This is a genomic window from Echinicola sp. 20G (assembly GCF_015533855.1).
Lineage (GTDB): Bacteria > Bacteroidota > Bacteroidia > Cytophagales > Cyclobacteriaceae > Echinicola.
This window is the reverse complement of sequence record NZ_AP024154.1, coordinates 45,846-60,000: the sequence shown is the minus strand read 5'-3', so window position 1 is coordinate 60,000 and position 14,155 is coordinate 45,846. Positions and strand designations below refer to the sequence as shown.

General features: G+C 38.1%; 11 protein-coding genes and 2 rRNA genes (1 of these 13 running past the window's edge). 9 read left to right on the top strand and 4 right to left on the bottom strand.

The features are described from left to right. The 8 genes from JL001_RS00300 to JL001_RS00265 all read left to right on the top strand — a co-directional run. Positions 1-916 (top strand): 23S ribosomal RNA (locus JL001_RS00300); it begins 1,960 nt to the left of the window's first position. Between the two features lie 116 nt (positions 917-1,032). Further along, positions 1,033-1,144, top strand: a 5S ribosomal RNA gene (gene rrf / locus JL001_RS00295). Positions 1,145-1,540: 396 nt separating this feature from the next. After that, a complete protein-coding gene (locus JL001_RS00290; protein ID WP_200974182.1) occupies positions 1,541-2,695 on the top strand; it encodes an MraY family glycosyltransferase in 1,155 nt (384 codons plus the stop codon). Positions 2,696-2,858: 163 nt separating this feature from the next. Next, on the top strand, positions 2,859-3,986 hold the full coding sequence (locus JL001_RS00285; protein WP_200974181.1) for a DegT/DnrJ/EryC1/StrS family aminotransferase: 1,128 nt from the start codon (positions 2,859-2,861) through the stop codon (positions 3,984-3,986). 1 nt (position 3,987) lies between these two features. Continuing rightward, positions 3,988-4,590, top strand: a complete 603-nt coding sequence (locus JL001_RS00280) for a sugar transferase (RefSeq protein ID WP_200974180.1) — start codon at positions 3,988-3,990, stop codon at positions 4,588-4,590. A gap of 291 nt (positions 4,591-4,881) precedes the next feature. Next, the gene (locus JL001_RS00275; RefSeq protein ID WP_200974179.1) at positions 4,882-6,756 is read left to right on the top strand and encodes a nucleoside-diphosphate sugar epimerase/dehydratase; all 1,875 of its coding nucleotides are present in this window, start codon (positions 4,882-4,884) and stop codon (positions 6,754-6,756) included. 109 nt (positions 6,757-6,865) lie between these two features. Further along, complete coding sequence (locus JL001_RS00270; RefSeq protein WP_192012025.1) at positions 6,866-8,011, top strand: DNA polymerase III subunit gamma/tau; 1,146 nt, start codon at positions 6,866-6,868, stop codon at positions 8,009-8,011. Positions 8,012-8,103: 92 nt separating this feature from the next. Then, positions 8,104-8,598: a DNA polymerase III subunit gamma/tau gene (locus tag JL001_RS00265; RefSeq protein ID WP_200974178.1), complete on the top strand. Its 495-nt coding sequence runs from the start codon at positions 8,104-8,106 to the stop codon at positions 8,596-8,598. On the opposite strand, the gene JL001_RS00260 is transcribed toward JL001_RS00265, so the two are convergent. The 4 genes from JL001_RS00260 to JL001_RS00245 form a co-directional block, all read right to left on the bottom strand. Next, positions 8,595-9,587: a DUF3078 domain-containing protein gene (locus JL001_RS00260; RefSeq protein ID WP_200974177.1), complete on the bottom strand. Its 993-nt coding sequence runs from the start codon at positions 9,585-9,587 to the stop codon at positions 8,595-8,597. The two genes, JL001_RS00265 and JL001_RS00260, sit on opposite strands and share 4 nt — an antisense overlap. 53 nt (positions 9,588-9,640) lie before the next feature. After that, a complete protein-coding gene (locus JL001_RS00255; protein WP_236252655.1) occupies positions 9,641-11,098 on the bottom strand; it encodes a LysM peptidoglycan-binding domain-containing protein in 1,458 nt (485 codons plus the stop codon). 211 nt (positions 11,099-11,309) lie between these two features. Beyond that, a complete protein-coding gene (locus JL001_RS00250; protein WP_200974175.1) occupies positions 11,310-11,954 on the bottom strand; it encodes an O-methyltransferase in 645 nt (214 codons plus the stop codon). A gap of 2 nt (positions 11,955-11,956) precedes the next feature. Continuing rightward, the gene (locus tag JL001_RS00245) at positions 11,957-13,186 is read right to left on the bottom strand and encodes a pitrilysin family protein (protein ID WP_200974174.1); all 1,230 of its coding nucleotides are present in this window, start codon (positions 13,184-13,186) and stop codon (positions 11,957-11,959) included. 135 nt (positions 13,187-13,321) lie between these two features. On the opposite strand from JL001_RS00245, the gene JL001_RS00240 reads away from it, so the two are divergent. Continuing rightward, positions 13,322-14,155 carry a glycosyltransferase gene (locus JL001_RS00240; RefSeq protein WP_200974173.1) on the top strand — a complete coding sequence of 278 codons (834 nt, stop codon included), beginning with the start codon at positions 13,322-13,324 and terminating at the stop codon, positions 14,153-14,155.

Below are 14,155 nucleotides of genomic sequence, written 5' to 3'. Positions count from 1 at the left end.
ACCTGCACGAATGGTGTAACGATCTGGGCACTGTCTCGGCCATGAGCTCGGTGAAATTGTAGTCGCGGTGAAGATGCCGCGTACCCGCAACGGGACGGAAAGACCCCATGAACCTTTACTGCAGCTTAGCATTGGCATTGGGTAAACGATGTGTAGGATAGGCCGGAGGCTATGAAGCGGCGTCGCCAGGCGTTGTGGAGCCATTGTTGAAATACGGCCCTTTGTTTGCTTGGTGTCTAACCCGCTATGTCGGGGACATTGCTTGGTGGGTAGTTTGACTGGGGTGGTCGCCTCCAAAAGAGTAACGGAGGCTTCCAAAGGTTCCCTCAGCACGCTTGGTAACCGTGCGCGGAGTGCAATAGCATAAGGGAGCTTGACTGCGAGGCCGACAAGCCGAGCAGGGTGGAAACACGGGTATAGTGATCCGGCGGTACCGTATGGAAGGGCCGTCGCTCAAAGGATAAAAGGTACTCTGGGGATAACAGGCTGATCTCCCCCAAGAGCTCATATCGACGGGGAGGTTTGGCACCTCGATGTCGGCTCGTCACATCCTGGGGCTGGAGAAGGTCCCAAGGGTTGGGCTGTTCGCCCATTAAAGTGGCACGCGAGCTGGGTTCAGAACGTCGTGAGACAGTTCGGTCCCTATCTGTTGCGGGCGTGGGAAACTTGAGAGGATCTGACCTTAGTACGAGAGGACCGGGTTGGACGGACCGCTGGTGTACCGGTTGTGGTGCCAACTGCACTGCCGGGTAGCTACGTCCGGAAGGGATAAGCGCTGAAAGCATCTAAGTGCGAAACCCACCTCGAGATGAGGTTTCCGTATAGGGTTGTCATAGACGATGACGTTGATAGGCTGCAGGTGTAAAGCCGGAGACGGCATAGCTGAGCAGTACTAATTGCCCGAAAGCTTACCTGTGGAAATGTTGTATTATCTTTAAGTTGTCATTGTAACCAAGATATTGTAATGGATACCAATATACTACCTGTAGTATGTATGGTACAAAAGAAATCAGGCGACCTAGCCAAAAGATTTTGGGCGGTACGGCGCAGGGGATCCACCTCTTCCCATCCCGAACAGAGAAGTTAAGCCCTGTCGCGCCGATGGTACTGGGGTTACACCCGGGAGAGTAGGTCGCCGCCCTCACCTATACGCCCCCTGTCACACAAAGACAGGGGGCTTTTTTTGTGGCATAAGACACAAGTAGGCTTGCCAAAACACAAGGGTTGGGATCCTGTTGGCCAGCTGAATAAACACAAAAGCCAAGGACTTTAGTAAGTGCCATATGGAAATACTTGAAATGGCGGAGAAATTAAAGTCTTATAAAGATTATGGAATTGTTTCAATAAAATCAATTAAGTGTAAATTATTGCAACTATATTTTGTAGACTTCCATTTTTATATTTTTTTATAAAAAAATCACTATCTTTGATAATTAGATTAAAACTTTGCAATATTAATCTGTATTAATTAATTATTTGCAAAGATCATAATAGTAGAGAGAAACTAGGTTTGGTTTTTTCAATTTCTTAAGACTTTTATATGTTGTTAATTATATTTTCTGTTTTGACGGCCTTTTTCATAGGGGTGATCATCACTCCCATGTTAATATTTTTCATAAAGAAAGGCAACCTACTAGATAAACCCGGTGGAAGAAAAATTCATAAGTATTCAGTGCCTTCCATGGGAGGAATAGCTATTTTTTTAGCCCTACTAGGAGGTGTTCTCATATGGCTTAATTTTCAACAATTGGTTGAGATTAGATTTTTCATGATGGGACTTGGTATTATGTTTATATTGGGGCTAAGAGATGATTTAGTAGAATTAACAGCTTACCAAAAGTTAATAGGTCAACTTATAGCCATAATTACGGTTGTTGTTTTGGGTGATGTAAGGATCCATAGCTTTTATGGTTTCTTAGGCATAGAAGAGCTTCCAATATGGTTTAGTTATTCCTTGACCATATTCTCAATCATAGGGCTTACCAATGCTTTTAATTTAATTGATGGGCTGGATGGTCTGGCAAGTACATTGAGCCTGATTACGTTTGTGTTTTTGGGCTCTTGGTTTATTTATTCCGATTATACAACATATGGATTTATAGCCTTTACATTTGTTGGGGCAATTCTTTCTTTTATGGTTTACAATTGGCATCCAGCTAAAATATTTATGGGTGATACTGGTTCGTTGACATTAGGGTTTACTCTTTCTGTTTTGTGTATAAAGTTTATAGAATCTAACGGTACAGTACCTGAAGGGATGTTTAAGTTTGATGCACCATTAACAACAAGCATAGTCTTAATGATAGTACCGTTTTACGATACATTAAGGGTTTTCATAAGGAGAGCAAGTAAAGGAAAATCTCCTATGGCAGCTGATAAAAGTCATGTACATCATTTTTTATTAAGAATGGGGTTCAGGCATGATCAAGTTGCCTTGATTTTAGGTAGTGTAAAAATCCTATTTATATTGATAGCAATAGTAAGTTATAAAATGCCAGACATAGTTATGATCCCTCTAGTGGGTAGTGCTGTGATTTGTGCTGGTCTGATTCTAGATAAAATCACCTTAAAAAGGGTAAAGGATATTGTTAGGGATTCTCCAAAAGTTTTGTCTCAAAGGTCTTACCATGGAGTAAGGGGTAAAGTCAAAATTGACAAAAGTGTTTTGAAAAATGAAAAAGTGAATTTAAACTAATAAAACACAAAAGCTTTTTTATAGATTCTCTTTCTTTTTTATATATACGATATGTATTAAAGTGTCCATGAAGCTTTTTAATCACTCTTCGTGTCTATTGAAGGATTGTATTTTTAAGTAATAATTCCTTTTCTTTGATGTTCCTTAATGAAGCGAAGAATTTATGGAGTGGATAAAGTTATCAGAACCCCAGTTTGAAGATGTTATATCTAGTGAAGTCAATGAGGCAATCCTTAAAAAGGAAGTAGGTTATGTGGGGGGGTATATTGATGCTTTTACTAATCAACTACGCGATTACTTAAACGTTCCACATATTGGCTTATTTAGTTCAGGTACAGCTTCAATTCATCTAGCGTTAAAATTACTTGATGTAAAATCTGGAGATGAGGTTATATGTCAATCCTTAACCTTCGTTGCTTCGGTTAATCCTGTAACTTACTTAGGGGCAAAACCAATTTTTATAGGCAGCGAAGTATCAGGTTGGAACATGTCTCCGAATTATTTAGCTGCAGCTTTGGAGGATAGAAAGAGTAAAGGACGTCAAGTCAAAGCAATAATTGTGGTGCACCTATATGGCATGCCGGCCAATATGGAAGAAATTATGCGGCTTTCTAGGGAATACGATGTTCCTGTGATAGAGGATGCCGCTGAAGCACTAGGGTCAAAAACTTCCAAAGGCTTTTGCGGAACATTAGCCGATTTAGGAATTTTATCATTTAACGCTAACAAGATCATTACAACAGGTGGGGGAGGAGCATTATTAGCTAAGTCAGAGGAATTAATCACTAACGCTAGATTCTTAGGGCTCCAAGCCAAAGATCCTGCGCCACATTATGAACATAGCCAACTTGGCTTTAATTATGCTTTTAGTAATTTAAACGCTGTTTTGGGCTTTTCTCAATTTAAGCAGATAGAGTCTAAAATAGGGAAAAGAAGAGCCGCCTATGAACATTACAAAAAGAACATTGAAGCTAAAGGGTATATTACTTTTCAAGAAGGTTATCTTGATGATTTTAGTAATAGGTGGCTGACCGCCATAACTGTTCCTGATAACAGTATTTCCGTTAAACTACAACAGTACCTAAGTGAGAATTTTGTAGAAACTAGGCCTGTTTGGAAACCTATACACTTACAGCCCTTATATAAGGACTGTGATTATTTTGGAGATAGGCTTGAAGAGGATTTATTTTATAATGGCATTTGCTTACCCTCAGGAAGCGGTTTAGGAGAAGAACAATTGTTCAAGGTAACGGATTTACTTAATAAGTTTATGAAACCCCATTGTAGTTAGGATGTATTACTTGATAATTAAGCCTGCTTTTGATCGACTTTTTGGTATAATTGGTCTAGTTGCTTTGTTACCCTTGATAACCCTTATTTCCATCATTATGGCTATTGAACTAAGAGATAATCCTTTCTTTTTACAAAAAAGAGTAGGTAAAAACAATAAGGTTTTCAATATCATTAAGTTCAAGACCATGAGGTCATTGAAGGATCAGTATGGAAAGCTATTACCTGATAAAGACCGTTTGACCCCATTTGGAAGGATTTTAAGAAAAACATCAATCGATGAATTGCCACAGTTTTTTAATCTTATAATGGGCAATATGAGTTTGATTGGGCCGCGGCCTTTGCTGGTTGATTATTTGCCTTTGTATGATGAGTATCAAGCTAAGAGGCATTTAGTGAGGCCTGGTATAACTGGTTTAGCTCAGGTAAATGGGAGAAATACTATTTCATGGGAGGAGAAGTTTTCGTATGATATTGAATATGTTAACAGTAAAAGTTTAGGTCTAGATGCTAAGATTTTAATAAAATCACTTTTTCAAATTTTTAAATCAAAAGAAATTTATACTCAAGGGGAGGAAGTTAAACCATTTTTAGGTAATGAATAGCTTTTGAAGTAAAACATATCTGTTGTTTTTGTAATAATCGTAGTATTTTTGTTTTTATTTTTATAGTGTTTGTTTATTAATATTAACATAATATTTTATTATTTGATTAGTTTTTAATGGGGTAAATGTAAATGTGTGTAGTATTTAAATACATGAAATTCATTATATTGAGTACTTGTTGATCATAAACTAGGTTGAGGATATAAGTTTGTTTGAATTGATCAAAATCTTTTGCGGTTTAACTATTGATTTTGACATGAATTAATGACATTTTTAAGCAAACATAGTAAAATGATAAAGTTAATCGCCCGAATATTGGACGCTGCGATTCTTTTTCAATCAATCATTTTAGCATTTTTTATTAGGCTCAATTTTGAGTGGGATTTGATGGAAGATTACGCTATCATTGAAAGCAGTTTTTTGTTTGCATTCATTGGTATAGTAGTGGGGATACTTTGTAAAAGATGTGATTGGTTGGGAAGTAAAGCAGGGTTTAGTAACATTGTCGCGGTCATAAAGATTGTGTCAGTGTCTTTTTTAGTTACCTACTTAGCAGGGGAGATGGTAGAAGTATGGTCTGGAATAGATAATTTTCTACCCTTGTCGGTACTTATTATTGCCGCATTGTTTTCCTTCTTTGTTATGACTTTCTACAGGTTACTTTTCAAAGAGGTATACTCATACTATATTTCTGGGAAATATCCTCATAGGAAAATTGTGATTTTCGGAGGAGGGGAAGCGGGAAGACTGTCTAAGATAGCGTTATCCTCTGAAGCCGGTTCTAAGCAAAAGATTTATGCTTTCTTGGACGACGATCCTGGTAAAGAGGGAGAGAATATAGGTGGCTTGCCAGTTTATTGTGGATTGGATAAACTAGCCCAGCTTCAAGAAGAATTAGGGATTACTGATTTGTTGATTTCAGTAATGTTCATTTCGCCCAAAAGAAAAAGAGAAATTATCGAGGAGTGCTTAAAGCTAAATATCAAGGTCAGTATTGTACCTTCTATTGATGAATGGGTAAAAGGTGGTTTTAGTGCTGGAAAGATTAGAAAAATCAAAATAGAGGATTTGTTGTCCAGACAAGAGATCTCTTTAGATAACCCTAAAGTCTTTCATCAAATTAATGGAAAGGTAGTTTTAGTTACGGGAGCTGCAGGGTCCATAGGAAGTGAATTATGTAGACAGATCATCACGAATACACCTGATCTGCTCATAATGGCAGATAAGGCTGAATCGGCTTTGTATAACGTTGAGCAGGAATTTAAGTCTGCAAATTGGAAGAGTCCGATTAAGCCTATTTTGGTGGATATTAGGGATGTGAAGAAGATGGAACAAATCTTTAAAGAATACAAGCCCGATATTGTTTATCATGCCGCTGCTTACAAACATGTTCCTATGATGGAAACTTATCCAGAGGAAGCTGTAACTAGTAATGTTTTAGCCACTAAGAGTTTAGCTGATTTGTCTGTAATTCATAATGTTGAACAGTTTGTGTTTGTCAGTACAGATAAGGCAGTTAACCCTACGAATGTAATGGGTGCTTCTAAGAGAATTGCAGAGTTGTACATTCAGGCATTAAGCGAATATTTGGATGCTGAAAAGGGACAGACCACTAAGTTTGCAATAACTCGGTTTGGGAATGTGCTTGGTTCCAATGGTTCAGTTATACCGTTGTTTAGGAAGCAGATAGAACAAGGAGGACCTGTATTTGTTACTGACCCAAACATTTCTCGTTATTTCATGACCATTAGCGAAGCATGCCAGCTAATATTGGAAGCAGGCACAATGTCTAAAGGAAGGGAAATATTTATTTTTGATATGGGAGAGCCAGTCAAAATATTGGACTTGGCCAAGAAAATGATCATGCTTAGTGATAAGAAGGTGGAGAAGGATATTAAGATTGTATTTACTGGCTTAAGAGATGGAGAAAAACTGCATGAGGAGTTGGTGTGTAACACGGAAGAATTGCAGGTAACTCATCATCCAAAGATAAAAGTGATCAAAATGTCTCCAGTTGGTTTTAATCGAATCAATTATCAAGTTGAATTTTTTGAAAGATTATTGATCATCAACTCTGAGACAGATATCGTTCGACACATCAAATCAATTGTGCCTGAGTATATTAGCAATACTTCTAGGTTTACTATGCTAGATCGTCTTAATTGATTCTTTATATAGTAATTGATCTGATTGTAAATCAGATTCTTAGTAAAATGAAGCTTGGATTTTACTTTTTTAGCAAGCCTAAATTCTAAGAATTTTATATCTTGCGGTGATGGAAAATTTCGTAGTCTCAGCAAGAAAATATAGACCTTCCAATTTTAAAAGTGTAGTTGGGCAGCAGCACATCACTACTACCCTTAAGAATGCCATAAAAAACAACCATTTGGCACAAGCATTTTTGTTTTGTGGTCCAAGGGGGGTGGGCAAAACTACCTGTGCCAGAATTTTGGCAAAAACTATAAATTGCGAGAACCTTTCTTCAGACTTCGAAGCTTGTAATGAATGTGAGTCTTGCAAGGCTTTCAATACCAACAGCTCCTTTAATGTACATGAACTGGATGCGGCTTCTAATAACTCTGTGGATGATATTAGGAATTTGGTGGACCAAGTAAGGTACGCACCGCAAAAGGGATCCTACAAAATCTATATTATTGATGAGGTTCATATGCTTTCCACGCAAGCATTTAATGCTTTCTTGAAAACACTAGAAGAGCCACCAAAGTATGCTATATTTATTCTAGCTACGACAGAAAAGCACAAGATTATTCCTACCATATTGTCCCGGTGTCAAATATTTGACTTCAATAGAATTCAGATAAAAGACATATCGGAACATTTACAATATATAGCTTCCCAGGAAAATATTGGTTACGAAGATGAAGCACTAAGATTGATTGCCGCAAAGGCTGACGGTGCGCTTAGAGATGCACTTTCTATTTTTGATTTGATTGTAACTTATTCAGCAGGAAATAAGCTGACCTATTCAGAGACTATTAATAACCTTCATATTCTGGATTATGATTACTACTTTAAGGTAACAGAGTCATTATTGGAGGAAAGCATATCCAATGTCTTGTTGATTTTTGATGAAATCCTCAAGAAGGGTTTTGATGGACACAATTTTATCATTGGATTGAGTGAACACTTTAGAAATCTGATGGTATGTAAAGATGCCGCAACTGTCGAGCTATTGCAAGTTTCTGAAAGTGCTCAAGAGAGATATGTAGAGCAAGCCGCAAAATCTAATCTGTCTTTTCTGCTGTCAGCATTGAATATCTGTAATCAATGTGACATTCACTACAAGGGAAGTAAAAATCAAAGATTGCACGTCGAATTGGCTTTGATGAAGCTTGCCAAACTCCCTCAGGCCATTTCATTGGCTGCATTGGCTCAAGAAGAGACAAAAAAAAAAGACTAGCTAAGAAGAAACTTTCTGATTCTAATAGTACAGGGTCAAACCAATCTGGAGCAGGATCTGTACCGACTGTCAAGAAGGAATTAAAGAGAACTATGCCCATTCCCTCGAATATTTCCGAGGTAAAAAGAAAGGTCAAAGATCAAATTCAAGAGCAAGAAAATTCTGTTTCCACCAAACCTGAAAAGGAGGATGTACAGTCTGGTCAAGAGCTTAGGGACACGCCATTTGACCAAGGTAAGTTTGGCGCTGTATTGGAAGATATTATCGCGTTGTTCAAGTCTCAGAAAAAACACCTTGAATGTACCGTTCTCAAACAGCCTTATCAAGTTAATGGAAATCAAATCAATTTTTTCCTAAATGGAGAACTTCAAGAACACTTGTTTGCAAAGCTTAGGCCTGAGTTAATTGGGATCGTTAAGAAGAAACTGCAAAATGATTTAGTAGAGCTTGACTTTGAGGTAAAAGAAGATGCCGTAAGTGAGGAGAAAAAGTTATACACCTCAACAGATAAGTTAGCTTATTTGACCAAGAAATCACCAGCTTTGAAAGAGCTTCAGAAAAGATTTGGCTTAGAAACAGACTTTTAAAAATCTATACCAAGACCAAAATTAATTAAATTCTGGAGCTGAATGGCCCTCGATTTGGACCCGTCTTCCATTTCTATATAAACGTTTTCGTCATAGATCAAAACTGTTTCAATTCTGGTACTAATGTACTTGTTGACCTTCATACTGATGGTTGAGTTAAAGTTAACTACCATATTGCCAAACTTACCATAATTGGAGAAGAGGTTGAGGTCAGCTTTCCATGTAATGTTTTCCATTACTTTGGTGTTAATAGAGGTACCTAAGGAAGCTCCTGCTTCTGGTCTTACTGGGTCTCCAGGAATTACACCAAAAGCTCCTGCTTGGCTCAAGGAATCATTTAGAACAATAGTGAAACGGCCAGTAAAAGGCGAAAGAATGGCAGAGAACTTAAAGTCTTTTTTTTCCTTTTGATAGTTAAGACCTGTTGATGACTGTACATAACCAGGACTCAATAAATCAGAAATAAGATTTCTTGAATCCAGGTCCGATCCGGAGGGCTTAAAGTACTTGTAGCCTTCTAATAGCTGGGTTCTTGCTTCAAGCTGCGTGGACATATAGAAGCCCTTTGAGAGCTCTCGTCCATATTTGCTGACAAACTTAAAGTTGTCATTTGTTTTTCTTGTTCTATAAGATCTATCGGCCTGTCTGTTGAAACCAAAATTGATGGCCAAAGAGGTTTCCCAGATTTTTTTGTTCTTTTTATAATTGGCAAAAAGACTAACACCGGTATTCAAAGCAAAGGAACTAGCTCCCCCTGCAGCCCAATTGGACAAACTGACTTGTTGTACACTCAAATTGTAATTTCCGCCGGACTTCCAGTAGGTTTCTTTGACTTCCTCTTTAACTATCAGACTGTCTCCCAGCATGATCAATGTGTCTCCATTGATGAGTACGGTATCCGGTACGATTTGTGGATTACCGTCTTGAGCTGAAGCAAAATGGAAGGCGGTTAAAAAGAATATCAATAAAAATGCAAAGTATTTGACCATTTAGGACTGAATATTTACTGAGTTACAAATATACATTTCTTAAAAGATTGTAATTAGTTCTTTTTGATGATAAGCTTTTGGCCAACTTGTATGATAGATTGGTTAGCAATGTTGTTCCAGTTCTGTATATCAGCAACACTTACGCCATATTTTCTAGCGATTCCATACAAGGTTTCCCCTTTTGCTACAGTGTGAGTTTGAGAGCTCGACTTGGAGGCGGTAGACTCAGGGTGTACTTTACTTGGGTTGGAGGTAGGTTGTTGAGTATAATTAGCCTGCTGAACAGCTGGAGGAGGGCTTACCTTCTGATATTGAATTGGTTCGTTTCTTCTTCTGTAATCCCTGAGTTTTAAAATCATTCCTTCCCTCAAATCTTCATCTTTATAAATTCTGTTTTTTGCCTTTAATGAATGCAACCTAATTCCGTACGCTTGCGAAATTTCCCAAAGTGTTTCTCCTTTTCGAACTGTATGGGTTTCGACTTTAGCCTTGCCTTTTTTTCTTTTGGTGTAATAGTAATTTCCTCGAATGACCTGGTCTGATTTGGAAAGGTCGTTTACCCGCTTGAACTTACCTTCTTTTACGCCGATTCTTTCTGCAAAATCTGCTGGATTGGTATTTACTGCAGCGATAATCCCTTTAATCCCATTTATTTTAATCTGTCCTGCTTCATAAGGTTTGGTTTGGGTTCCTGTTATTTTGGGAAACCCCGCTGCGTTTTTGATAGTAGTGCCTACTACTTTTGTTGGCTCAGTTGAAGAAGAGGCGTTTTGACTGGATGTTAGGATAGGCTTAAGGGGAGCAGGTCCAGCAGTAATATATGTGAGGGCATAGGTCTTTCCCTCAGGGATTTTTTTTCCAGATACCCATTTATTGTACTCTTTTAAATGATCTTCTGATACCCCTAGGTTTCTGGCAAGCTCTCCCAATGAAGTGGGGCCTTGAACAGCGATTTCTTCAAGGCGTTGGTTGCTTATAAATTTTCCAATTTGGTTTTCAAAGGCAATTTTGTGTGCCAAGTATTTTTTAAAGTACCAATGGGTATTTTTGGTAATCTTCATTGACTTGCTGCCATTATATTGGCTTCCGAAGTAATTCTTTGCACCACCAAGTCCCATTTGGTAAGAAACCAAGGCACACATCCAATTGTCAAAATAGTTGTTGTGTTTCTTTAGGTACAAGGCTGCTCCACGAGTTGAAGCGACAATGTTTTTTCTTTCATCGATTTGGTTGTCTACTTGCAGGAAAACTTCTTGAGCTGTGCCTTTTTTAAATTGCCAAAAGCCTACAGCATTTGAAGTAGAGACAGCATCGGGAATTAATCCACTTTCTTGGATCACCAAGTATTTGACATCATCAGGTACACCTTGCTCTCTCAGTACTCTTTCGATGATTGGCATGTAAAGGTTAGCCCGTTCAAGTTTGACCTTGAAATAGCTCGGGTTTCTGCAAAGTGCGTCTACATCCAGTTGGATATCTCTTTGGGCTTGATCATTGAGATGCAAGGTCATATTAGCAAACTTAATGCTATTGGGTACTCTGGGGGCTTGAGCATGAAGTGACGAGGAAAGTGTCACGAATAGGATAAAAAGAAAACAGGATGCTAATTTATACTGAGATGAAAACATGTGGCAAGATTACTAAAGAGATAAGCAATTACAGATTAAAACGTTCCGAAATCCAGAATAATATATGAAATTATGCTTTTGAGAGAATAACTATTTATAGTTTTCGAGCCATTAAGATCCCGTCCCTAATTGGAAACAGTACATTTTCAACTCTTGGATCAGCATTGACCATATCATTAAAATCCATTATTGCTTTGGTGTCCTTGTCTATTTTTTCTGATGGATCTTTTAGAACTTTTCCTGACCAAAGCACATTATCTGCCATGATCAGTCCCCCTGGGTTTACCTTGTCAATGACCAAGTCATAGTAGTTGGAATAATTTTTCTTATCCGCATCTATAAATACCATATCAAACTTTTCATCTAAACTGGGTATAATATCCATAGCGTTTCCAAGCTTGTACTCTATTTGTGAGGAGAGGCCTGATTTTTCAAAGAAGCTTCTGACCATTTCTTCCAACTCGTCATTAATGTCCAAAGTGATCAACTTGGCATCTTTGTCCAGTCCCCGTGCCATACATATGGCAGAATAGCCCGTATAGGTTCCTATTTCCAGTACCACTTTGGGTTTTTGCATTTTCGTAAAAAGCTCTAGTGTCTTTCCTTGGAGGTGACCAGATAGCATTCTAGGCATAAGGACTTTGGCATGTGTTTCCCTGCTGATAAGCTGTAAAAGCTCATCTTCAGCAGTGGTATGTGCTTCACAATAGCTTAGGAGTTGTTCACTGATAAATTCCATGTTTAATTGGGTAAATAGGTTAGATAACTAAGTTCGTCTTCTCTGAAAATTTCCTGAGCAATATCCTGAAGTTCTTCAGATGTAGTATTGCGTATGATGCTGAATATATGATCCAAAGAATCAATCTTTCCTTTGTCCAAAAGGTTTTTTCCAAAGACTAACATGAGCGCAGCATAGTTTTCTTCAGCCATGGCCATTTGGCCAATGGTTTGCTCTTTGGCCATATGTAGTTGTAGTGTGCCTAGTTTTTTCTCTCTCAGTTTTTTCAACTCTTTCATGACCAAGGTGCGCGCCTTTGGAGCAGTTTTTTCTTCCGTTCCGTAAAATATCCCAATGAAACCAGTATCTCTATAAACTTGATATGCTGATTCTACACTGTAAACGTAGCCATACTTTTCTCTAAGAGCCAAATTCAATCTGGAGTTCATGCTAGGCCCTCCAAGGATGTTGTTGAGTAGATATAGTTTGTATCTCTTTGGGTGATAAAGCGAGTAGGCCGGCTTCCCTAAAGCACAATGGGATTGGGTAATATCTTTATGAACGGTTTTTTGTAAAGGTGTATAATGACCAAAATCACTTCTAATATATAAGCTTTTCTTGGTGGGGATTTCATTCAGTTTCGGTTCCAATTGCTTGAGGACTTTGTTAAATGAGATATTCCCAACTACAGAAAATACAATTTTTGAAGTATCCATTCTGGTGGAGATGAAATCAAAGAAGTCTGTTTGGACAAATGAATTGACCGTGTCTTCTGTACCAAGGATATTTCGGCCAAGCGAGTGGTTTTGAAATACTACTTCATCAAACTCATCTTGAATGGCATCATCCGGTGAATCACGGTACATGGCCATTTCCTCTAGGATTACCTGTCTTTCTTTCTCTATCTGCTTTTCTGGAAAGGTGCTGTGAAAAGTAATGTCATACAAAAGTTCAGCAGCTTTATTGAAGTGTTCCTTAAGAATGGTGGAATAAAAGCATATTTTTTCTTTGGTAGTATAAGCGTTTAATTCACCTCCTACTGATTCTAGCCTGTTGAGAATGTGAAAAGCTTTTCTCTTCTTTGTGCCTTTGAAAGCCATGTGCTCCCAAAAATGCGCAAGTCCGGCCTGTTCAAACGTTTCATCCCTGCTTCCAATATCGAGAATAAATCCGCAATGTACCAACCTAGTATGAGTAACCTCGTGATGGACTATTCGAATTCCATTCTGTAACTCTTTGATATTATATGACATGTATTAAATCTCTTTCAACTTTGAAATTACAAAAATAATGTACTTTATCGGGATATTTTTTTAGAGGCTTTTAATATGTTAATTTTATCTTGTTGAAATAAGGACTTGTTTCGACAAACGACTTCAAAATAAACCATGATGGTGAACAGCACAGAACTGAAGGCTTCATTGATTGTTTCAGTTTACAAAAACACAGATTTTCTAAAAGCGGTATTGGATTCTTTGGCCTATCAAACAGAGAATAATTTTGAAATTATTATTTCAGAAGACGGAGACTCGGAGGTGATGAAGAACTTTGTTGATAATTACCCATTTAAGCATCAATTTCAGCACCTGAGTAGAGAAGATAAAGGTTGGCAGAAGAACAGTGCTTTGAATGAGGCGATACGTTCAGCCAAAGCAGATTGGTTGGTTTTTATTGACGGAGATTGTGTGCTCCATCCTCGCTTTATGGAATTTCACCTTGAACTTGCTGATCCTAAATCGATTCTTGCAGGCAAAAGAATAAAGTTAGATCCAGAAACATCCCAACTTTTGTTGTCCGGAGAAATTACTGTGGCGGGGATGAATAGGTTTTTGAAGAAGAATTTTAATAAGGTGAAGAAGAAAGGGGCACAATTTGTAGAGGAAGGCTTTTTCATAGACCCGAAGGGTATTTTAGGGTTTTTGGTGAGGAAAAGATCAATGCGCCAATTGAAAGGTTGCAATATGTCTTTTCACAAAAAGGCGATTTACGATATAAATGGGTTTGATGAAGACTATATTAGGCCAGCGGTAGGGGAGGATATAGATCTTCTCTGGAGATTTCAGGGGCTGGGGTATCGTATCAAATCAGTCCGTAACCTTGCTGTTCAATACCATCTCCATCATAAAGAGAGTTGGACGGATCAAGAGGAAAATATGCGATTGATGGAGAGCAATATAGCCCAAAAGAAATATGTATGTGAAAATGGCCTAAACAAATCTTAG